Origin of the sequence: Bacillus sp. AFS059628 (assembly GCF_002571225.1) — a bacterium.
Lineage (GTDB): Bacteria > Bacillota > Bacilli > Bacillales > Bacillaceae_G > Bacillus_A.
Genome location: NZ_NVEC01000017.1, coordinates 1 through 21,907, shown reverse-complemented (window position 1 = coordinate 21,907; position 21,907 = coordinate 1). Strand labels below are relative to the sequence as shown.

20 protein-coding genes, 1 pseudogene and 1 riboswitch are annotated in these 21,907 nt (G+C 32.1%); of the genes and pseudogenes, 6 read left to right on the top strand and 15 right to left on the bottom strand.

Translation table 11 applies throughout. The features are described from left to right. The gene (locus tag COL05_RS07285; RefSeq protein WP_001038201.1) at positions 1-549 is read right to left on the bottom strand and encodes an ECF-type riboflavin transporter substrate-binding protein; all 549 of its coding nucleotides are present in this window, start codon (positions 547-549) and stop codon (positions 1-3) included. 140 nt (positions 550-689) lie between these two features. Next, positions 690-806, bottom strand: a riboswitch (SAM riboswitch). 152 nt (positions 807-958) lie between these two features. On the opposite strand from COL05_RS07285, the gene COL05_RS07280 reads away from it, so the two are divergent. Next, the gene (locus COL05_RS07280; RefSeq protein WP_098668094.1) at positions 959-1,639 is read left to right on the top strand and encodes an aspartate/glutamate racemase family protein; all 681 of its coding nucleotides are present in this window, start codon (positions 959-961) and stop codon (positions 1,637-1,639) included. A 49-nt stretch (positions 1,640-1,688) separates the two neighbouring features. On the opposite strand, the gene COL05_RS07275 is transcribed toward COL05_RS07280, so the two are convergent. The 4 genes and pseudogenes from COL05_RS07275 to COL05_RS07255 form a co-directional block, all read right to left on the bottom strand. Next, positions 1,689-2,867 carry a macrolide family glycosyltransferase gene (locus COL05_RS07275; RefSeq protein ID WP_098668093.1) on the bottom strand — a complete coding sequence of 393 codons (1,179 nt, stop codon included), beginning with the start codon at positions 2,865-2,867 and terminating at the stop codon, positions 1,689-1,691. A 336-nt stretch (positions 2,868-3,203) separates the two neighbouring features. Continuing rightward, a complete protein-coding gene (locus COL05_RS07270; RefSeq protein WP_098668092.1) occupies positions 3,204-5,330 on the bottom strand; it encodes a peptidoglycan D,D-transpeptidase FtsI family protein in 2,127 nt (708 codons plus the stop codon). A gap of 221 nt (positions 5,331-5,551) precedes the next feature. Continuing rightward, positions 5,552-7,339, bottom strand: a complete 1,788-nt coding sequence (locus tag COL05_RS07265) for a PAS domain-containing sensor histidine kinase (protein ID WP_142337389.1) — start codon at positions 7,337-7,339, stop codon at positions 5,552-5,554. A gap of 454 nt (positions 7,340-7,793) precedes the next feature. Continuing rightward, positions 7,794-8,528: pseudogene (locus COL05_RS07255) on the bottom strand (cytochrome P450); the annotation flags it as partial. A 141-nt stretch (positions 8,529-8,669) separates the two neighbouring features. On the opposite strand from COL05_RS07255, the gene COL05_RS07250 reads away from it, so the two are divergent. After that, a complete protein-coding gene (locus tag COL05_RS07250) occupies positions 8,670-9,167 on the top strand; it encodes a PadR family transcriptional regulator (RefSeq protein ID WP_098668091.1) in 498 nt (165 codons plus the stop codon). A gap of 102 nt (positions 9,168-9,269) precedes the next feature. On the opposite strand, the gene COL05_RS07245 is transcribed toward COL05_RS07250, so the two are convergent. The 6 genes from COL05_RS07245 to COL05_RS07215 form a co-directional block, all read right to left on the bottom strand. Further along, entirely contained in the window at positions 9,270-9,425 is a 156-nt protein-coding gene (locus COL05_RS07245; protein ID WP_000046091.1) for a DUF1540 domain-containing protein, read from the bottom strand. Between the two features lie 70 nt (positions 9,426-9,495). Continuing rightward, entirely contained in the window at positions 9,496-10,128 is a 633-nt protein-coding gene (locus tag COL05_RS07240) for a Vat family streptogramin A O-acetyltransferase (protein ID WP_098668090.1), read from the bottom strand. Continuing rightward, complete coding sequence (locus COL05_RS07235) at positions 10,118-11,401, bottom strand: MFS transporter (protein ID WP_098668089.1); 1,284 nt, start codon at positions 11,399-11,401, stop codon at positions 10,118-10,120. The genes COL05_RS07240 and COL05_RS07235 overlap by 11 nt, the downstream gene beginning before the upstream one ends. A gap of 267 nt (positions 11,402-11,668) precedes the next feature. Continuing rightward, on the bottom strand, positions 11,669-12,904 hold the full coding sequence (gene cypA / locus COL05_RS07225) for a cytochrome P450 (protein ID WP_098668088.1): 1,236 nt from the start codon (positions 12,902-12,904) through the stop codon (positions 11,669-11,671). Between the two features lie 159 nt (positions 12,905-13,063). Further along, complete coding sequence (locus COL05_RS07220; protein ID WP_044792297.1) at positions 13,064-13,468, bottom strand: hypothetical protein; 405 nt, start codon at positions 13,466-13,468, stop codon at positions 13,064-13,066. 146 nt (positions 13,469-13,614) lie between these two features. Further along, on the bottom strand, positions 13,615-14,619 hold the full coding sequence (locus COL05_RS07215; protein WP_098668087.1) for a DUF1835 domain-containing protein: 1,005 nt from the start codon (positions 14,617-14,619) through the stop codon (positions 13,615-13,617). 177 nt (positions 14,620-14,796) lie between these two features. Between COL05_RS07215 and COL05_RS07210 the strand changes: the two genes are divergently transcribed. Further along, the gene (locus COL05_RS07210; RefSeq protein WP_098668086.1) at positions 14,797-15,009 is read left to right on the top strand and encodes a hypothetical protein; all 213 of its coding nucleotides are present in this window, start codon (positions 14,797-14,799) and stop codon (positions 15,007-15,009) included. A 288-nt stretch (positions 15,010-15,297) separates the two neighbouring features. On the opposite strand, the gene COL05_RS07205 is transcribed toward COL05_RS07210, so the two are convergent. The 4 genes from COL05_RS07205 to COL05_RS07190 all read right to left on the bottom strand — a co-directional run bounded on the left by COL05_RS07205 (position 15,298) and on the right by COL05_RS07190 (position 19,563). Continuing rightward, entirely contained in the window at positions 15,298-15,501 is a 204-nt protein-coding gene (locus COL05_RS07205; RefSeq protein WP_098668085.1) for a hypothetical protein, read from the bottom strand. A gap of 138 nt (positions 15,502-15,639) precedes the next feature. Continuing rightward, the gene (locus COL05_RS07200; RefSeq protein ID WP_098668084.1) at positions 15,640-16,056 is read right to left on the bottom strand and encodes a DUF3995 domain-containing protein; all 417 of its coding nucleotides are present in this window, start codon (positions 16,054-16,056) and stop codon (positions 15,640-15,642) included. A gap of 142 nt (positions 16,057-16,198) precedes the next feature. Further along, positions 16,199-16,969, bottom strand: coding sequence for a DUF3959 family protein (locus tag COL05_RS07195; protein ID WP_098668083.1), 771 nt, complete (start codon positions 16,967-16,969; stop codon positions 16,199-16,201). Between the two features lie 206 nt (positions 16,970-17,175). After that, a complete protein-coding gene (locus COL05_RS07190; RefSeq protein WP_142337388.1) occupies positions 17,176-19,563 on the bottom strand; it encodes an RNaseH domain-containing protein in 2,388 nt (795 codons plus the stop codon). Positions 19,564-19,835: 272 nt separating this feature from the next. Between COL05_RS07190 and COL05_RS32160 the strand changes: the two genes are divergently transcribed. The 3 genes from COL05_RS32160 (at position 19,836) to COL05_RS07170 (ending at position 21,434) form a co-directional block, all read left to right on the top strand. Continuing rightward, positions 19,836-20,024 (top strand): HNH/endonuclease VII fold putative polymorphic toxin, encoded by a 189-nt coding sequence (locus tag COL05_RS32160; RefSeq protein WP_306475307.1) that lies wholly within the window; start codon positions 19,836-19,838, stop codon positions 20,022-20,024. 539 nt (positions 20,025-20,563) lie between these two features. After that, complete coding sequence (locus COL05_RS31755; RefSeq protein ID WP_257152539.1) at positions 20,564-20,962, top strand: transposase; 399 nt, start codon at positions 20,564-20,566, stop codon at positions 20,960-20,962. A gap of 271 nt (positions 20,963-21,233) precedes the next feature. Continuing rightward, positions 21,234-21,434, top strand: a complete 201-nt coding sequence (locus COL05_RS07170) for a cold-shock protein (RefSeq protein WP_000434816.1) — start codon at positions 21,234-21,236, stop codon at positions 21,432-21,434. Positions 21,435-21,907: the final 473 nt, after the last annotated feature.

Here is a 21,907-nt window from a genome sequence, read left to right as displayed (position 1 = left end):
CTACTTTTCAATTTTTAAATGTGTATGTTTCTTATTTGACTTAGCTAAACCTATTGTAATTGGCAACCCAAGAACTAAAAATACAATAACATCCGCAATTGTTGCTCCTAATACTTGTATTACAATTTTGTCAAACGGTTCTCCCATGACAATAATATCGAATGCCCCAGCAAATATAATAGCAATGACGATACCAATTAATCCCGTAATGGCTAAATAAGAAATATCACCTTTATTATACGTCCCGTTTTTCACACTAAAGCCAACTCTTTTTTGAATGAGCCCCATTGCAAAACCAATAATGCCTGAACTAATAACCCATCCCCACCAAATACCCCAGCCAGCAATTGTATCCGTTACGGTATGACCGATAAGTCCTATTAACAGCCCTGCCACTGGACCAAATAAAGCCCCAAAAACAGTTAAGATAGCTAATGCAGGTTTAATAAACGTATTTGGTGCAATAGAAAATCCCCAAAGTCCTAATATCCCGTATAATGCTGCTCCAATTCCGATTGCTACTACTAACTTTGTTGATAATTTATTCATTACAATTCCCCTCTCATATAAGTCAACTTTTATTACTCTATATTTATTTTGAAAATGAATTATGCATTGACACTCCCTTTCTATACAACAAAAAAATGACCTCTTACATAAGAGGTCATTTTCTTTCACATTCAAGAATCCTCTTATCTTCCAAAACACACACACGTGTCCTCTGCGGAATTAGCACCTTCCTATACATGTACATAGGGGTTGCTGAGGTTTCATAGGGCCGTTCCCTCCACCTCTCTGGATAAGTATTAATTTGTAATTCGTATTATGGCACTTAGAAGAATAAATTTCAACACTTTTCTAATTATTTTTATTTTTCGTTTAACAGTGCATTTAAATCATTGTATTCTTATCGGAATTATGAAATGATAAATTTAAATAGTTACGGGAGGAATGTGCGATGAAAGTAATCGGTTTAATTGGTGGCCTAAGTTGGGAATCCACATCATTATACTATAAACATATTAATACACTTACACTCTCTCAATATGATCAGAATGCAAAGCTTGTTTTATATAGTATGGACTTTGGTGAGGTAACTACTTTATTACAAAATCATCAATATGAAGAAGTGAAAAATGAATTAGTTACAGTTGCAAAAAAGGTTGAAAAATCCGGAGCTGAATGTTTATTAATATGTTCCAATACAGTCCATTTATTTGCTGAAGAAGTAGAACAAGCAATATCTATTCCACTTCTTCACATTGGTGATGTAAGTGCTAAAGAAATGGTAGAGCAGAATATAAAGCGGATCGGACTATTAGGTACGAAACAAACGATGGAACAAGACTTCTATAAATCACGTCTAGCGAACTATAACATTGAGACAATTATTCCAAATAAAGAGGAAAGAAATTTTATTCATCATGTTATTTTAAATGAATTAAGTAAAGGAATTATTTCAGAAACATCAAAAGAAAAGCTATTACAAATTACAAAATCATTAATTCAAAATGGCGCAGAAGGTATACTACTAGGTTGCACTGAAATACCATTGCTCATTTCCCAAAACGACCTTACTGTTCCTGTTTTTGATACTGCTTTTTTACATGCAAGTACTGCTGTACAGTTTGCAGAATAATAGTATAAAAGCATAAAGGTAGAGCCTCTATGCTTTTATATTGTCTACACTATTTATTTAAAAGAGATGCAATCACTGCAATTGCTTCTTTTGAACCACCACATTCTAAAAAACTTTCTTTCAGTTTTCGTATTCCATGCTTATACTTTTCATTTGAAAAAACATCTGTTACCGCTTCTTTTAACGTTTGCATATTAACATTCTCTTTCAATAACCGATGTGCTGCTTCAAGCTCAGTTAATCTTTGTGCTATCATTGGCTGGTCTTTATCATGTGGAATGATGACAAATGGAACATTAAAATAAATAGCGTCTTGTACGCTGTTCATGCCGCCATGTGTAATAAAAACATCTGCTTCACTTAATATTTCTGACTGGGGTACGTATGAAGAAATTATAAAATTGTCTGGCGCTTTCTTAATTTTAGAACGATCATTCCTATCACCAATTGCCATTACAACTATTCCATCAAAATCCGAGAAAGTATCAATGCACATATTAAAGAATGGTTCAAGCCCTTCAAGCAGTGTTCCCATTGAAATATATATAACCTTCTTACCTTTAAGCAATTTAAGTGGAAACTCTACATTTGTTTTACGCCTTAAAATACTCGGACCAATAAAAATATTATTTCTCCCAAACAAATCGCTATTAGGTTGAAAATAACGACTTGTATATACAAGAGTAATATCTCCCTTGTTATGCATAAATTGAAGATTATTTTTAGGCTTTACTCCAAATTCATGTCCCATTTCATATAGTAACTGTTCAGAAATTTCATCAGGTTCGAATGGTATTTCTGCATTTGGATGAAAAGGTAATGTCTCCAAAAATTTTGGAGGAATTAAAAATATAGGAGAAGAAACTATGCCTGGAATTTGTAAATATTCCTTTACCAACTCTCCAGCGCCAAATATATCATAAATTACGAAATCAAAATGTATGTTTTCACATAATTGTTTCGTAATTTCTAATATATATAAAGAAGTTTGAACATGTACACGAAAGAAAGAATTCAGCCCATCTGGAGTTTCAGAATCAATAGAAATCTCCTTTAATAAATCTGGATGTGTATATACAGTAGCTCCCAAATCTTCAATTCTGTCTTTAAATTGTTCTGTCGTAATATAATGTACGTGATCACCCCGTTCAGTATAGGATTTGACTAAACTTAATGTAGGATTTACATGTCCCTCTGCTGGAAAATTAACCACTAAAATATTTAGCACTTATTTCTCACTCCTTACATTTCAATTCGCTTATTAAGCATACTGTAATTATTACCGTCAATCTTCACCTAATAGTCCTAATATGCTTGCTACTTTAGGTTGATAAATAATTGTTAGTGATTAAATTAAAAAAGGCATCTACATAAGTAGATGCCAAACCGTGATAAGGAGTGTTCTGTGAGTTTAGAATAAGCTTTTCAGCTTGTCCTATGCTATCAATATATGATTTATTTTATAAAGCGTGAATAATTGATAGCATAATTTTACCTTTCTATCACCCATTTTGGATTTATTCCTAAATAAAACGACTCTAGTTTCTATACTATTTCATATGTATTAACCTTCCTGAGAGCTATCTATTTTTATAGGTTCTCCAGTCAATCGCTTATTTTTCAATTCAAAATAAGCATCTAAAACTTCTTTTCCAATATCAGAGTTAATACCAGATTTATCATTAATAACCCACGGCACAACCACAGAGAATGCTACTTCAGGATTATCATATGGCGCATATCCTGCTAACGTTAAATTATAACATTCTCTTCTATCACCCTTTTCATTTCTTCCGATATCACTTTCTCCACCGTAAACTGTCTGTGCTGTCCCTGTTTTACCTGCTGGTTTATAAGATGCTTTTTGGAACGCCCTTACTCCTGTTCCATCCCCTTCCTGGAATACCCTTCTAAATCCTTCTTTTACTTGATTTATATATTCCTCTTTCATATCTATTTTATTTAAAACGATTGGTTCTACTGCATGCACCACTTTACCAATCTCATCTTTTTGCGATGTTTGCTCTCTTACCTCTTGAACAATTTGTGGCTTCATTCGATATCCACCGTTTGCAATTGTTGAAATATACTGTACAAGCTGAAGTGGTGTATACGTGTCATACTGGCCAATTGAGTAATCTAATAAAAAACCAGGTTGATTATCTTTTTTACCAATTTGTCCAGCTGTTTCATTCGGTAAATCGATACCCGTTGGAACACCTAATCCAAATTGCCTGAAATAATACCTCATTTTATCAAAGTACTCCTGTTTAATGTTTAATGAACTATTTTTCACATAATCCACACCAGCAATTTTTAATGCTGTATGGAACATATAAACGTTTGAAGAGACTTGTAACGCTCTTAAATCATCAATATTCCCAAACTCTTTCCAAGACTTTTTTTCCTTAGTTCCTTTAAACTTCATTGGTACATCATAAAAATATGTACCTGGAGTTATAGCTTTCGTTTCAAATCCAGTTAGAACTGTCGCACCTTTCACTGTTGATCCAAGCTCATATGAACTAGTCATTGTACCTAATGCATAGTCTTCAACTTCTGTTTTTCCGTCTTTTTCTACAAGTCTTTTCCCAGCCATGGATAATACTTGTCCGTTTTTCGGATTCATCATCACAACGAAAGCACGGTCCAACATGGATTCTGACCCTTTATATGCCTTTAATATTTTTTCAATACTTTCTTCTACTTTTTTCTGTAATTCCATATCTATTGTTAAAGTTAAATTTTTACCGCTCTTTCCCTCAGAAACGGTTTCTGTTCTCATTGTATTACCTTGTTTATCAGCAACGCTTCTTACTTCTTTTTTTGTCCCATGAAGTACATCTTCATATTGCTGCTCGATATAACTTTTTCCAACTCTATCATTTCGGCTATAATCACGTACCAAATAGTAATCTAATCGTTCACTTGGTAATCCTTCATCGGCATTAGAAACATTTCCAAGAACGGATCGAAATAATCCATCATTTACATACACTCTCTCCCAATCAACCGATACGTCTACACCTGGGAGATTTGCTAAGCCTTCACTAATTATAGTAAATTCCTTTTCACTAACATCTTTTTTAATAATTTGAGGAGCCATTTGATAACCAGAAGTCATCTTACTTTTAATAGCTAACACTTTTATATCTTTATCTGTTAATTCCTGAAGATTTTTATCTGTCACACGCTTCCTTTTTAACTCTTCTATTTTTTTATCTAAATTTTTCCCGGTAATATCTTTATCTCTGAACTGATTTATTTCTTTTTTAGATACTAACTTTTCGGTAAGTTTCGGATTTAATTGCATCCAAAAATCTTTCTTATCCGTCTCAGTTAGCTTATCTATATCTTCTTGCGGTATTTCAATTATGTCTGCAAGTTGTCTTGCCGTATTTAATATTTCTTCAGATTTTACACCTTTCATCTTTGTGTATGTAATTGTACGTAAAGATTTATTATCAACTACTGGATTCCCTTCTCGATCAAATATTTTCCCACGCGGGACAGAAAGACTTACGGTTGCATTTTCTCTCTTCTCTACTTCATTTTTATACGTTTCTCCATCGATAATTTGTACTTTACCTAATTGTATGATCATGGCAGAAAATAATAAAAATACACAAAAGAATAAAATGTTTAACCGCATCGATAGTGCTCTACCTTTTGTTTTCTCTTGTTTTTTCACTTCGTCTTAATCTCCTCCTTATAACATTCCGAATAATATTTTATTTATATATTAAAAGTAATGTATAACTTCCGTACATTACCTTTTACAAATATTAATATAATGTTTAAAACTTAATAGAAATTAAAACAAATCTAAAGAAAAGGTAAAGTTTACTAAATTAAATGTAAAAATACCCAATAACCAAAAACTAAGCTTTTGGTTATTGGGTATTTAGTCATTTAAGAATTAATAATGGGACGCATTGATTCGAATCTATCATCATAATTTGATAGAGATTTTTTGATTTGAGCTTTCGGCAAATATATCGTTACTGTTGTCCCGACACCAACCTCACTCATAATACTTATTTTCCCTTGGTGGCTTTCAATAATTTTATAACTCAACATTAATCCAATACCGGTACCTTTTTCTTTCGTACTATAAAACGGTTCACCTAATCTCTTAATTCTTTCTTCAGGTATCCCAATTCCTTCATCAATTACATGAATAATAACACCTTCATCGTTTATCTCTTTTATATGAATTGTGATTTTCCCACCATCTGGCATAGCCTCGATTGAATTTTGCAAAATATTAATAAACACTTGTTTCAATTGATTTTCTGCGCACTCAATACTTATATCTTTGGTGTCTGCATATAATTCCACTTGAATATTCGTCATAATTGCTTTTGTATTCATTAACGAAACGACATTTTTATAAATTTGATAAATATTTTTTTGTTCTGTATTTATTTCATCTGTTTTAGCAATTGATAAAAACTCTTGAAGAATCGCTTCTATTCTATCAATTTCAGAAAGCATTAAATCAAAATATTTTTCCTGATCTTCTTTATTAATTTGAAATAACTGTATAAACCCTTTAATAACTGTCAATGGGTTCCTCACTTCATGAGCAACACCAGCAGCTAATTGACCGATTGCTGCAAGTGTATCTGACTTATTTAGCAATTCTTCTGTCTTTTTTCGCTCTGTAATATCACGTACAATGATCATAATTTTATCATGTAATAATGGTAAGCATCTAGCCTCAAAGAAATCGATACTACCATTGATTGTAAGTGGATATTCGACAATTACATTCGTTCCTTTTTCTTTCACTTGACGAATAGCTTCCTGAAACTGCTGCGCCACTGGCGATGGTAATACTTCGAAAAACTTTTTCCCCATAAAAGCTTCTGCCGGTACGTAAAATTTTGTAGGGGATCCTGCTTTATAGTCTATAATTGTACCATCATCTTTTGTTAAGAAACATAAATCCGGTAAAGCCTTAAAAATTAATTCCAATTCAGACGTTTGTTGTTTTAACTGCTCTTCTATCGCTTTTAAATGTGTAATATCTACACCAACAGCCCAGTAGCTATATCCTGTTACAGGAAACTGTTCTGAAATATTGGACCACATAATTGTTTTGGTTTCACCGTTTTTACATGTTAAGTGCATTTCCCAATCTCTGAAATTTTTTCCGCAAGTTAAAAATTTCGTTTGTATTTGGTGACGATAATCATGGTCAGGGTACAATAATTGAAGTGCATGTGGATTCCCTATTATTTCTTCAGCGGTATAACCTGTTACAATTTCACACTCACGATTCCACAGAACAAAATCTCCATTATAATCAAGCGCATCAACCATAACGGGCATATTTTGTAAAATTGTATGTAATTCCTCTTCTTTTCGAGAGAGCAATGTTGTATTTTTACTTTGAAATACTTTTGTTGCCCCATCTATAATTAGATTTGAAAGCATTTCGAAATATTTTTGACAATTGAAAATTGCACTTTGGTTTGACCATACTACAAATGATCCTAAATGTTGATTGTATAAAAAAATGGGGATTTCAATTTTGGGAAGTTTACATATTTTCGTCTCATTTATTCCGAAAGAAAATATACATTCTTTTTCAGCATCAAGAAGTTGATGTGATATGTTGGTTAATTGATAAAATTGTTCTGCCATGGTTTCTATTGTACTCACATCAATAAGTTCCATTAGCCGCGCATTCATTCTTTTTTCACCTCAATATGTAAAATTAATACAAATTCAAATTTTATACTTCTCCATTATACGAAGAATGTGCCTTTAGGTATATAGCTGTAGAATAATTATTCGAACAAATTTTATTTTTCAATTAAAAAAGAAAAAAATAAATATGTAAAAAGAACCTTTAATCAGTATGTGTTTTGTTCATCATCTAATTTGATAAGCAACCTAACGCGTTCCCTCATGTATACACTTAATTATTAAAGTACTGTTATACACATCATTTGGAGCAGTATAAAAATACATAAAATATAAAGTTCATAAAATATTCACAATTATTATGAAAAATATAAACATTTATTCCAATATATTCTATATAATGAAATGTAATAAGGCTTCTATGAATCTCATAGAATACCTTACCCCTAATAAAAAGAAAAACAGAATCNNGATTCTGTTTTTCTTTTTATCCCACTTTAGTTGTTTCATTGCCTGCCGCTAATAAACCTAAAGAAAAAGTTACAATTTCTTCATCTGTTAATCTTTCGCCTTCATATTCAGCTCGTATTAAATCTGAAATAATATCATCGGTTAAATTGTATCTCTTTTCTTGAACGATTGGTAGAAGATATGCTTTAAATTCATTTAGTGCTATCCCCTTTTCCACATCCAGATCATTAAACTTATCTTTACTATACGGCATAAATAAAATATCAGACCATGCTTTAATTTTTTTACGGTCCGTTGTTGGCACTCCCAATAAATCAGATATGACGGTAACAGGTAAAGGTGCAGCAAACTCTTCAACGATATTAACCTCACTATATTTTTCGATATGTTCTATAAGTTCATTTGCAATCGCCTGTATTCGGGGTTTCCATTGTTCTAAACTTCTTGGAGTAAATGCTTTAGAAACGATAGAACGTACATTGCGATGTTCTGGTGGATCAGTAGAGTTTATATTTATCCTAGTTTCTAAAGGAGGGATTGCGAATTGCCTTCGCTCCCTTCTACTTGAAAATAAGCGATAATCCGATAAAACTCGATTTACATCATCGTATAAAAAAACATTCCATACATCTTGCTCTTCATCGTAATGTACTGGGTGATTATACCTCATAAATTCATACCACTCATACGGATTCCACAATTCTTCTTTTGTTTTCAGCTTTGAAATTTCATGAACTAAAATCACATTTTCAGGCGAAGCCATAGTTCTTTCCTCCCTTTTCTTTTACAATAATAGTGATAGGTCGGTAGTTCAAAGTTGTATAATCTAACATATGTTATTTTAACATATACTAAAAGAGATTTTTCATTGGAGAACTTGAGAAATATATAAGGGGGATTTTTTATGTATGTTGATATTTTATTGCTCGCAGAATTAACATCCGGTCCAAAATACGGTTATGAAATAAAGAAAAATATTCAAAATCGGTTAGGAGAGAATTTTGAATTAAATCATAATATGCTTTATCCTTCTCTCCGACGTTTTGAAAATATGGGGGCTATAACGAAAAAAGTACATACACAAGTGGGAAAGCCAAACCGAAATATGTACGACATAACTGAAACAGGTGAAGAAATTTTTTCGGAAATGTTAAGAGAGTTTCCCGAAAAGCTCGCGACAAACAATGCAGAATTTCTTGTTCGTATCGCACTATTTGAAAAACTTGATTACGAAGCCAGAAAAGAAATTTTAACAATACGCCAAGACGTACTATATAAACAACTTACTGCTATTCAATCTTTAGATGTTAGCTCATTTTTCATTACAGAAGTCATTGAATTTAGTAAATCACGTATTGAACATGAATTGCTTTGGATTACATCACTTATGAAGAAAATATGAAAAAATTTAAAGAAAAGTTAAAAACAATGAATGAAAATGAGATTTATTATCAATACTATAATTAATAAAAGGGCAACCACGATTTGGCTACCCTTCAAAAATTTATACTTCTGGATCGAATGTTTTGCAATCCGTTTCTTCCGTAGTAGATGCTTGTTTCCCTTTATGACTTACTACATAAATTGCGTCTGCACTACATTTATTGCCGTTTGCCCAAAATTTACAGTTGTTTACTTCACATAAAACGTCTTGTGCCATAGTATCACACCTCCTCGTTCTATTATCATTAACAAAATTCGGGGGTATGATACTCTTTGTTATGCATTTTTTATTCCCTTTTTAGCTTTCTTAAAGGTTCAATATCTCCCCGTACAATAGCATCTATATTTTCGGTTATTTTTTCAATGTCAAAATGCCACCATTGAATTTGCAATAATTCTTCTATTATTGTATTTGTAAATCGTTCCTTTATTTTATTTGCAGGGTTTCCACCAACAATTGTATATGGTGCAACATCTCTAGTCACAACAGATTTAGCTGCAATGATTGCACCATCTCCTATTTTTATTCCGGGCATAATCGTTGTATCCATACCAATCCAAACATCATTTCCTATTACTGTATCACCTTTGTAAGGTAAATCAGACAAATTAGGTGTATACTTCTCCCACCCATTTCCAAATATATTAAATGGATATGCCGAAAATCCATCCATCCGATGATTCGCTCCGTTCATAATAAAGGTAACTCCATTTGCAATACAACAAAACTTTCCAATGATAAGGCGATCTCCAAGAAATTCATAATGATGTAATACACGATCTTCAAATGTTTCTCCATCTTTCGCATCATAATATGAATAGTGTCCAACGAGTATATTAGCTTTTGTTATTGTATTTTTTATAAAATGGACATTTTCATTTCCTACAATAGGGTACTTAACATTTGGATTAGGATTCATTTTGTACAACACTTCCTTTATCACTTATTTCATTTTCTATTGCTATTACTGGCTTTAAATTGTATATCGGTAAAATAAACAGTAATCCAATAATAAATAATAGAGCTGTGCCCTCATACATCGTACTTAATGAAAACATTTCTTTTAACGAACCAGCAATACTCATTGTTACTACCATTGAACCAGTGAATAGTGGACTTAAAATGCCATTTACACGGCCGATAAAATCAGTATCACTATTTTGAATTATGAGCGTATTAATACCTATTTGGATACAAGGAAGAGCTAACCCACTAAAAAGTTGTGCTGTCAGTGTTACCCATAAATTTGTGGAATAACCTATAATACCAATACCAATTGCCTGACCCAGCATACCGATAATTAACATCTTTTGCGGAGCAACGTTTTTTGCAAATACCATGGCTAAAGCGCCGCCAACAATCATTCCTGCACCATTTACTGTTAGTAACCATTGTAAACTCTCTTTTGATAATCCTACCTGCTCAGTTACAATAAAAATACCTAACGGCTGAATTAAACCAATTCCTAGTCCTGCTGCCATAAAACAAAGCCCCAGTAAAGTTAATGCTTTTTTCTTTTTCACATATTTAATACCATCAAGCATCTCCTGTAATAGCGTGATTTCTTTCTTCTCAATATTATTCTCAAGATCTTTCGGAAGAAATAACAGCACAACAGCTGCCAGTAAAAAAGCGATACCTGTAATAATAATTGAAATATAAATTCCAAAGCTATGAAAAATAAATGTTCCAAGAATCGGTCCTAATACCATAAAAATCGCAAATATTGTTTGATATATAGACATTGCTAATTGGATTTGTTCCGCCGATAAATGCTGTTTAAACAATTTCATACCAGATGGCTGAGAAAACTGCGAAAGGATTGCAGAAATAAGCGTGACAAAAAACACAATTTTCCATGTTCCAAATATAAGGGTAATTAATACTGCAAATACTGAAATAGAACTTAACGTTTCACACCATATCATTGTCCTCTTCGGCTTCCACCTATCAGCAAACGTTCCGCCAATAAAAGAAAAGATGAAAATTGGAGCAAACTCCGCAACTGAAATCATCGAAATAGCAAAAGCATCACCTTTTGTCATTTCCATAACGTATAGTAATACAGCAAAGTTTCGAACCCATATCCCTACTTGTAAAAATAATGCTGACGCTAAAATTCCTTGCACAAACCGATTTTTCAATACTTGTGATACCCCAGTATTTTGTTTCGTTTCTACATTTGTCGACATAAAAAAGCCCCCTATTTCATGTTCTGAACAGGAGGCAGCACAAATCATATAAAAAGGCTATATATTCGTAGAGCGAAATACATCCCTTTTCTATAAATGTACAGACTAATCCTATTCAGAAGAATATTTCGTTTTTTAACGAAGATCTCTTACAAATAGAATTAGTTGATCATTGGGATGTTTTCACCCTTCCGTTTCGAATTTAAATAACACATACATACTCTATGTAAAGCATTTTTGATGTATGCATGTCTTACAATAAATATTCTAGAATGTTAATGGTAATTCCTCTAAAGAACGCATTAAATAATTACCTTGCCATTTAATTTCTTCGCGATTTCCTTTTATTTGTAAATCAGGCATTCGATTAAACAAAGTAGTGATAGCAATCTTTGCTTCCAACCTAGCAAGTGGGGCGCCTAAGCAGAAATGACTCCCATGGCCAAATGCAATATGACGATTATTCTCTCGAGTAATATCAAATACTTCTGGATTCTCAAATACTGTTTCATCACGGTTCGCCGAAGCTAATGCAATGACAACCATATCCCCTTTTTGGATTGTTTGGTCATGGATTTGAAAAGGTTCATCTGCCCATCTTGAAGTTGTAACCTCAACTGGAGAATAATAGCGTAATCCTTCCTCAATAGCTGCATCAATTAATTTTGGATTATCCTTTAATAACTGTAATTGATTCGGATTTTCAAGAAGCGCTAATACCGTATTTGTAATTAAATTTACCGTTGTTTCGTGTCCCGCTACAATTAGTAACATTATCATTGAATATAGTTCCCGAGCGCTTAGTTTATGTCCTTCACTCTCTGCAAGTATTAAAGCACTCACCAAGTCCTCTTTTGGTTCTTGTCTTTTAACATCAACTAAATATTGGAGATATGTAATAAACTCTGATAGTTGCTTTTCGGTTTCCTTTATTTCTTCTGGCGTTTCTGGATAAGCAATGACAGCATGAGACCAAATTCTAAATTTCGCTTGATCTTCTTTCGGAATGCCGAGCATTTCACTTATTACAATAATTGGTAAAGGGAACGAATAATCATCCACAAGATTTAATGAACCTTTGCGCTCGACTTCATTTAACAAATCATCTGCAATATCCCTTATTCTTCCTTCCAATTGCGTGATCATCTTCGGTGTAAAAGCTTTTTGGACGAGTGATCGTAAACGATTATGGTTAGGTGGATCTGAATTTAGCATGTGTGTCGTTAAATAATCACTATTGTCAACAGTAAGAAACACATTCAATGTATCTTGAGAAAATACATTGGCCGGGTCTTTTTTTAAGCGATTATCTTTTAATAGTGGCAAAGCATCTTCATATCTTGTAATCAGCCACTCTGCACCTAATTCTGTTTTATTCACAAATAAGATCGGTTGCATTTTTCGAGATTCTTTATAAATTTCATATGCATCTTCTTTAAACTGAGCTGAAGCTAAATTAATGCCATCCTCTATTCTTAGCCCAACTTTATTTTTCATTGACATCGTATTCCCTCACTCTCATTTGTTTTTGAAAACGAACCAACATATGCATTATACTCTAATAAAAACGTGAAAATTGTAAATTTTTAATCTAAATCTCACTTCATATATTGAAAAATAAAAAAGTGAGGGAGTAAACTCTTTCTACTCTCTCACTTTTCTTTATGCGAAGCACATGAAATTACTAATTTGTTGATAACGGTAGCTTACTTTACGACGACGACCACCTTGCCAAGTGTAACCTGATACTCCGTTTCTTCTCACTTCAGTCGGAAAGAACCATAAATCTCTCCCGAAAGGCCCTGGGCGATGTAAACGTAAAAAGCCCCATCTTCCTAGACAGTTACACATCCATGATTTCATATTGCCTGGTTGTGCTGGAGAAGCAAACGTGGATGGTAACGATGGAGCTTGAGATGGTGGTGGTGACGTTGGAGCATCTTCCGCATCATCTGGTCTATAATCTTCTTGTTCCATATCTCTCACTTCATTTACAGGTTCATACCCGTAGTTTTGTGGATTATAATACATCCCTTGATCATATGAATAATTTTGCTGGTTATACATATTAACAAATCACCTACTTTTCATTCAGTACCTTTAACATTCATATGTGATATGCGCACTATAGGAAGCTTATGTATAGCCTAAATTCAACAAAAATAAATCTCGTATTTAAAAATACGAGATTCTTCATAAACGGAATAGATGTATTATTTTCTTAATTTCACACTATAAAAACGCATTTCATCTAATGAACCTTCAAATTCAAATACTTCTTGTTTAATTAATTCTTTTAAGCGATATTCTAAAAACGTATCGCCAACTAACTGCTCTACATGACCTAGCGCTTCACCAATTACTCTAGGGGCTTTTAGGAATTCTCGATCAACACCTACACTTTTCGCGCATTCAATAATAAATTGATCAAAATAATCTTCTTGTACAGAACGCACTTCATTGTCTGTCCAAACTCTTAAAAATTCCGTACTTTTCGATAGACTATCCCACTCATGTTCAAACTGCGTACGATTCTCTACAGTTAAATACGGAGATTCTACAAAACTTTTTTGAATTAGGGCTAAACTTTCAGGTGCTAACTCTCCAGTTCCACGAATCGCATACTCTAGTTTTAATATTTCTTTACTTGCATCAGATGTATTCATAACGCGAATGTTTTTCTTATCTTTTAATTGCGCCATTACAAAACATAGTCCTACATGTTCATGTGCGTTATCGGCTTTCCAAATTGTAATAGGCGTTTCAATAGGGATAGTGTGTAGTTCTTCTATAGTTTCTAAAAACCTTGGTAAATACTCTTCTTCAAAATAATTTTCATAAGCAGTTAAGTTGTTTACTAACCATTCCTGTCTTGCTAGTTGCCCTTCATTCATATGTAACTTGTTTATCGGACCAATTGAAAAGAATTCAGAAAAAGCAACAACCATCTCGTTCAACCGTTCTTCTTGACTCAGCATATGCTTTAAACATCCAGCTGTTGAATCATCAAAAGCTATATGTACGTGTGAGCTTTCTTTTACATTTCTTTTATAAGATGTACTACTCGTTAGTTGCTTAGGAATATTCATTAAATTTTTAATAGTATCTTCACTATAGTTTTCTTCTAATAAATTTAACTGGATTAAAATACTTTGAAGTAAATGCTTTGCTTCATCTTCGTACATATCCTCTACAACATTTTTAATTTTATCTATCATGTAAACCCCTCTATTCATTTCAAAAATAACATAGATTATAGTGTATCATTTAAGTATCACTCTTTAAAAGTTTTTTAGTCAAATCATGTATTAGAAAGATTGCTAAATAACCTTTTGTAAATCTCTTTATTTAAATGTATAATTATATGGAAAATAAAAAATATAGGAGCTATGTTTATGGAGAAAGTATTTCCTAATTATAAACAGTATCTAAAAAATTGGAGATTTATATTTATTTGTATATTACCTACTATCGCCTTTTTATATGCTTTCGATGTCATCTTTGAATTACTACTTCATCAAGATTTCTATTTATCTAACTTAATTTTTGCTATTATTTTATTTTTAATATTTATGAGCATCAAAGATATGTTTAAAATTAAAAGTTAAAAGTTAAAGATCCGGATAAAGTGAAACTTTCATCAGTGGGGGTTTTACTGCCCATTAAAGCGGGATAAAAAAAGAGCACCCTGCAATTAGATGCTCTCATGTGATAGAGGTTTTTCTGAGTATTAAGTAGGACACGAAGGTCTTGTCCCACTATCTAATATATGCTTGTACTTATTTTTTGTGCATGTACGAAGTATCACTATAAATTCTCCTCATAAATCTATTGTACAATTAACATATTTATACATAAAAAAACATCCCCCGTGGATGTTTTTTATGTACCGATTTTTAAGCTTCCATAAACTTTGCCGGTACACCATTTTTTTCAACTACAGAGGATATATTAGTAGGATTAATCATTACATTTTCAATACTAACTAATTTATTTTCTAATAGTCCATTCTCTGTCGTAATAAGTTCTTCAAACCGTTCTAAAGTCATCGGAAATTTATGTTCACTTCCGCCATTCATACTGACTTTTACATACTTCATCGTGCACCCGCCTTTCATAATAATCTATAATTCGATAAAAAGGCGCTTACATCCTTTTATTTACTACTAGATTTTTCACTTTTACACTTTCCAATTTACATTTATATTTAATATAAGAAAGCTGCTACTATTTTTTGTTCACGTTATAATTGCGAGTAAAAATGATAAAGATAGAAATGCACAAAGTGGTATAAATAAAACAGTATCCATCCTAGCAAAATTCGTATCTTTTTCGCGTTTGAAAATACCAAAATAATGAAACTCACCAATTACTCTTATGAAAAACACAATCATACAAACCCAAGATCCCATTTGAACAATAATATTAGGAAGTGTGAAATGAACAATATTCGTTTGTTGTAATAAAATTATCGCTGCCATACTTAGTAATAGCGCGATGAAAAATGTCATCCCTGTACCTGGTGTAAACGCCTTTTCTCCAGCTTTTGTTGGAATGACACTACTTGTCGCCCACTTACCTCCGAAAGCCCAATAAACATGTAAAAAGCTAACTAAAAATAATATACAGACAGAAATATATGTAATAATAAGCATTTTGTCCTCCCATTATTTTATTTAAGTTTTCAACTTTAGATTATGCTATAAATTCCACTTTAGCAATCTATATTTAATGACATAAAAACCCCTTAATGATTTCTCGTAAAATTGATTAATCATTAAGGGGCTTTTAAATTTATTACGCATTATACCTATTTCTACGGCGTTCCATCCTCGTTTGTCCTTGAGCAGTTTCTTCTTTATATTGATGTATTTGCTCTGCCATTTCATATGTTGCAGCTGGAGTTGTTTCTTCGTAATTATGCTCACGTATTTTTTCAGGCGTTTTTTGTTTTGATACTTTTCCACCAAACTTAAATAATTTCAACTTAAATTTCGGTAATCTTGGGAGTGGAATCTTAAATGATCGTTTTTTACGTTTCTTTTTTTGTTGAAATAAAGTTATATTTTCTTTATTATCCTCTTCTTTACGGTGTAATAACATAGCAATTAACCCACCTAATATAAGCCCGCCAACTAAAAGCATTAGGTATTTGAAATTGCTTATCATTAAACTCGACATACGTTCAAGTATGACTAACGACTGTACTTCTTTAATATCCCATAATAAAGCGGCCCATAATGAGAATAAACCGAAAGTAAGTCCATATGTACGAAAACGGAATAAACATGGAATTAAAGCGACACAAGCGGCAATTTTCGCATTCGCTATAATTGAACTTGTTGAAATATCTTGATGCCAAATTACTAACAGTAATGTAATAAATGGCGCATAAGCTATCCAGCTACATATACGTGAATATATTTTTTTCGCAAAATAGCTACCGAAACTAGTAAAAAATAAAAGGCCTCCAATATATAAAGATTGTTCTAGTGGGATTTGCTTCATGATTCCTGCAACTGGAAAGAGGCCGCTCAATAGCATTAATAGCACATCTAACTTCTTCACAATTCCTCATTCCTTTCAAATTTCTTTTGAATCAATTCATATTAATTTTCCAAATAAGATGTTTTTATTTCTAAAAAACATCTTAATCCTGTATGCAATTAAAGTAAATACGTAAAAGAGAAGATACATGACAAATGATATCCTTATTTACACGAAAAAATGACAAATCCTGATCGATATAAGGAGCAGGATTTGTCTGTTATTATTTACAGTAGAATAATTGAATCCTTCTTTTCTATCTTTATTATATCTACATCCAGTTCATCATCAAACTCTTTAAACTCTCTTGCATCTATATCAGTCATATAGCCTTTTATTACTTTCGCCATATGCATGGAATATGGCATGTGTACATCCTTTTCAAAAAGCATACTTGTATTACAGCACATGTAATGTATCATTTTAGCAATATCATTCCTTTCTACTGCTTTTACACCTATTGGTAAAATTTCAAGTATGTATCGCTTCAATGTTTCACTACCATTAAGCGTATATTCACCAGTGCTATAATACATTCCTTTTTCATCTACATATAAACTTGTACCATCCAGTATATCTTCACATTCTATTGCACCGTATTTTGGTACATCAAAAGATGTATTTATCCTAATAATATTTAAGTTTGGGACTTTTAACACATCTGGAAAAAAGTCAGGGAAAGTATCTATATCGATTTTTTGATTTTGTAACTCTTTTATCCAATGTTTTCTTACATTCGCATCTATAATGAAATATACTTGTTCATTTTTTTCTTTTGCATGTTGTAAAATTCCTGTTAATGTTTCAGAAACAAATTGTTTAAATTGAATTCCCATATCATTTCTTTTTGAAGGCTGTGGTAAAAAGGTGTTATGTTTATTTGCATGTAATAACAAACGATCAATCGTTTGCCAATCTGTATTCCCATATAATTTATATGAAATTTCTTTTCCTTTTATTTGTGAAATAATAGGTAAGAAATCAAATTTCGAGATTCGTTCAATTGATAAATTAACATACATACAAGGTAAATTTATCTTATTCCAACTACGTTTCATAAACCCTCTTTGTTCTAATAAGTTAAAAATACACTGTATAATAGTTTTACGAGATACACTTTGACCTATAAATAAATTAATAAATGCTGAAATACGATTTGTACGCGCAAACCCTTCTCTAACAATTTGCTTTGGATCAATTTTTTCACGCCCGTCACAATCTTCCATTGCAATTAACGCCAATGCCGCATTCTTGCGCTCACCTGCAGTAGCATTGACCGCTTTCCTAACATCCTCTACTAAATTTGATTTGTATTTCTGGCAATATTGCATTCTATATGGATTTTGCAATACTTTTTCAATATTACATCTTACTATTTTTAACAATACTGGAGAATCTGCATTTAATACATACGATGACTCACCGATTTGAGCTAACACAATTTTACTTTCAAATAACGCTTGTTCAACTTCCAACGATATTTTTTCAGACCATATTTCTAACGTTATCGTTTCTAATCCTTTTGGTGCAAATAATGGAAATAATTCATTTTCATTATTTGTTGCTACCTTTTTACATTCTGGGAGTAATGTGAAATCAGTAAATTTTTGCTGAAATTCTTTAAATAAATCCTCTCTTTCTTTTACTTTTATACCAGGTTTTATTTTCGTACCTTGAACTTTATATATTCTCTCATTGTATGGAAGTAACACCCTAAGATTTTCTCCTAGCATATAATCTTTCGGATATTGAAGAATATGCTCTAATTCAACTTCTCCCCCTATATGAAAATCATCTTTTAAATTTCTAAATATCTTTATCCACTTTATACCGTTTGTAGCTTGTTGTACTTTTAGTTTTACAAACCGAACTTTTTTATTATTCGATGCAAGTTCTGGAGTAGAAATTAAAATCATGCCTCGTTTTCGCCTCAAAAGCAAAGGAATATCGGGATGGTTATATTCTTGATAAAATCTCCGGATTCCTATTGAGACATTTAATAATGGAATATTCTCGCCTCCGCGCGTTATACATTCGAACCGATATACATAGGCAAAATAATCTTGTGTTTTTTCATCTTTAACGGGCTCTGACATAGCCTCACAAATATTTTGTAATCTAAGAGGAGAAAAATATATATCTTCTTCGTGTATGTTTTCTAACTGTAAAGGCCGTTCACAAAAAATATGTGAAATTAAAGCTGGCACCCACTTTGAATATGTTTCATTATCAAGTAATACTGTTAAATTAGAAATTAAATCGTAATGCCATTCATATTTTGGTGAATCTATTAATTTATTCGGTTTCCAATCATGAATAATCTCATACCAACTTTGAAAAATATAATCAAGTTGTTCTTTTCTAATAGGTTCTTTACATACAATCCATGGTGTATTTTCATTTAATACATATGGATTATGCTGAATAAATAATATATCAGAAAACATATCATATAATCTTTCATTCAACCGTTTCAACTTGCTCGTTAATAAAAATGTCTTATAATGTATCTCTACAATATCAAGCCATTCAATAGGAAAATATATAAATGATACGCTTTCGTTTAAAAGAGGTTCTACTATATTTTCAAATGTTAACAACTTTAATTTTTCCATAAAATGATTACTTCCTTTCTTCATTTTTCTTGATCTCAAAAAACTAAAGTATCATCACATAATTTAATTATTTAAAAGAAAAGCAAATACCGCTTATCCGACTCACATATTTATGGCATGACTCTGATAAAAGTTAAAAGAAATTATCATACATAGCCCTCCTCGTACATCATAAATATATTACATTCAGATTATACAATATATGTTACGTATTGTATTTGGTATTTACAATAATTTTACAAAAAATTATAAAAGAGGTATTGACCATACATATGTATATCAATACCTCTTTTCACTATCCTATTACCTTTTTCGCTTCTGTATTCACTGGCGACTACTGTAATATTAAAAATGAAAAAGTGTATATAATTGAGCATAGAGAAGATAAAATGGGAAGAGGTTCCCATTTCCATACTGCAGATAATGAAAAAGGAGACCCACTGGAAAAAAAGAAGATATAATCAACACCCTGGACATTATCCGGAAGATTTTGAAGGATACAAGAAAAAAGGAAGAAATGAAGAAACTAATAGAAACTATTACATTAAGAAATCTAATAGATATTTGGTTAAATGAACATACAAAATTGAAAAACGAAAAAAATAACAAGTAAATAATGTTACATCCAGCACGAAAAAGGCCGCCTGTGGTAGGTCATAGCCATCAACTTAAGGAAATGAATAAAATTCAACTAAATGGGTCATCCTTCCATGCATACCGCAAGGAAGGATGACCCATTTTATGTCTAAAATTAATGATGTTACACAATAAGAGTTACGTTTACTAGGTGAAGAATTTAAAAGTAAATTTTCGATTCACCACTTACAACTACTAGCAGTTAAAACTGGAATGATTCGACGAAAACAAAAGTGTAGAGCACAAGACCTCGTTTCATTATGCGTGTTTCTCAACCAAGGTCTGAACGAACGATTTAATGCACAGCCTGTACAATTCTTAAAGGAATTGTTTTTTACAAGTATTTCGAAAGAAGTTTTCTCCAATGACTCCTTTATCTAACCGTTTTACACGTATCCGTATACTAGATTCAATAGCCTTTCAGCTTCCAGCTCAATATGCATCTTCTTACAAAGGGATAGGAGGTGGTGGTTCAGAAGCTGGTCTGAAAATCCAATTAGAGTATGAACTGATTTCTGGAGAATTTTTAGAAACAGCTGTAAGAGATGGAACAAGTAGCGATTGCCGTTATGGACAGGAACGTACGCAAACATTAGAGCCAGGGGAACTTTCTCTTCGTGATCTTGGTTATTTTTCTATTTATGATTTAGAAAAAATTGCGGATCGAAAAGCATTTTATGTGTCACGTATTCGCTGGAATACACAAGTCTATCAAAAAGAGAAAGGTGGAAAATGGACTCTTTATCAGTGGTTGAATGTCTGAAAAAAATCAAACCAAGGATATTGTTGAGATCATTTAGAAATTTCTTGCTGTGATGACTATCATAGTGACTTTTTCTTCAGCAACAACTATTAGTAGCTAATTACCACAAGGACTTATTTTTGAAATTTGCTATTTTTTAGAAAGTGTGTTAATTTAAGAAAGACCTATTTTTGTTTGACTTGAGATTAAGAATAAATTTTGTTTTTCGTCTAAGGTATTTGAGCAAGGGTAGTAACATATGTGTGGGTATCCACACTAGGAGGCAACAATTATGGAACAAGGTAAAGTAAAATGGTTTAATGCAGACAAAGGTTTTGGATTCATCGAGCGTGAAGGTGGAGAAGACGTATTCGTACATTTCTCAGCTATCCAAATCGACGGTTTCAAATCTTTAGACGAAGGACAAAGTGTAACGTTTGAAGTAGAAAAAGGACAACGTGGCCTACAAGCTACTAATGTTCAAAAAGCTTAATATTAGTTGATGAAAGACCCTCTTGTAGGGTCTTCTTTTTATTTTGTTACAATATTCCGAATACAACTTTTTAAGGGGATTTAGGGTGCTTAACTTTTAATGAAAAAGAAGATGTTAGAAATCATAGTTTTAGCATTATAGGCTTTTTCTTTTAGCTATCTTGCAATTATATTAGGAATACAAAAAAACAGATTATATATAGTCGTAGGATTTTCAATCTTATTTGTTGGTGGAATTTTGATTGTGCATCTATTTTAAAATAAGAATAAAAATGGAAAATAATTTTGTTTGATTGTATATCTCATACACGTCTCATTATTGGTAGTTAATACATCTAGAAGTCTACAAAAATATCCTCCAGTTAAGTACTCTAGAGGACATTCATATTTACATAATCATTCTTAAAAGAAGCCACACAAAATGAAACCTCTTTAGCACCCAAAAAAGGCTTACTCTTATCTATTAATAACTGT

Bases quoted from the DNA above. Each gene is read 5' to 3' on its own strand.
- COL05_RS07285 (WP_001038201.1), bottom strand. From the start codon at position 549: ATGAATAAATTATCAACAAAGTTAGTAGTAGCAATCGGAATTGGAGCA.
- COL05_RS07280 (WP_098668094.1), top strand. From the start codon at position 959: ATGAAAGTAATCGGTTTAATTGGTGGCCTAAGTTGGGAATCCACATCA.
- COL05_RS07265 (WP_142337389.1), bottom strand. From the start codon at position 7,339: ATGAATGCGCGGCTAATGGAACTTATTGATGTGAGTACAATAGAAACC.
- COL05_RS07250 (WP_098668091.1), top strand. From the start codon at position 8,670: ATGTATGTTGATATTTTATTGCTCGCAGAATTAACATCCGGTCCAAAA.
- COL05_RS07245 (WP_000046091.1), bottom strand. From the start codon at position 9,425: ATGGCACAAGACGTTTTATGTGAAGTAAACAACTGTAAATTTTGGGCA.
- COL05_RS07240 (WP_098668090.1), bottom strand. From the start codon at position 10,128: ATGAATCCTAATCCAAATGTTAAGTACCCTATTGTAGGAAATGAAAAT.
- COL05_RS07235 (WP_098668089.1), bottom strand. From the start codon at position 11,401: ATGTCGACAAATGTAGAAACGAAACAAAATACTGGGGTATCACAAGTA.
- cypA (WP_098668088.1), bottom strand. From the start codon at position 12,904: ATGTCAATGAAAAATAAAGTTGGGCTAAGAATAGAGGATGGCATTAAT.
- COL05_RS07220 (WP_044792297.1), bottom strand. From the start codon at position 13,468: ATGTATAACCAGCAAAATTATTCATATGATCAAGGGATGTATTATAAT.
- COL05_RS07215 (WP_098668087.1), bottom strand. From the start codon at position 14,619: ATGATAGATAAAATTAAAAATGTTGTAGAGGATATGTACGAAGATGAA.
- COL05_RS07210 (WP_098668086.1), top strand. From the start codon at position 14,797: ATGGAGAAAGTATTTCCTAATTATAAACAGTATCTAAAAAATTGGAGA.
- COL05_RS07205 (WP_098668085.1), bottom strand. From the start codon at position 15,501: ATGAAGTATGTAAAAGTCAGTATGAATGGCGGAAGTGAACATAAATTT.
- COL05_RS07200 (WP_098668084.1), bottom strand. From the start codon at position 16,056: ATGCTTATTATTACATATATTTCTGTCTGTATATTATTTTTAGTTAGC.
- COL05_RS07190 (WP_142337388.1), bottom strand. From the start codon at position 19,563: ATGGAAAAATTAAAGTTGTTAACATTTGAAAATATAGTAGAACCTCTT.
- COL05_RS32160 (WP_306475307.1), top strand. From the start codon at position 19,836: ATGTATATCAATACCTCTTTTCACTATCCTATTACCTTTTTCGCTTCT.
- COL05_RS31755 (WP_257152539.1), top strand. From the start codon at position 20,564: ATGACTCCTTTATCTAACCGTTTTACACGTATCCGTATACTAGATTCA.
- COL05_RS07170 (WP_000434816.1), top strand. From the start codon at position 21,234: ATGGAACAAGGTAAAGTAAAATGGTTTAATGCAGACAAAGGTTTTGGA.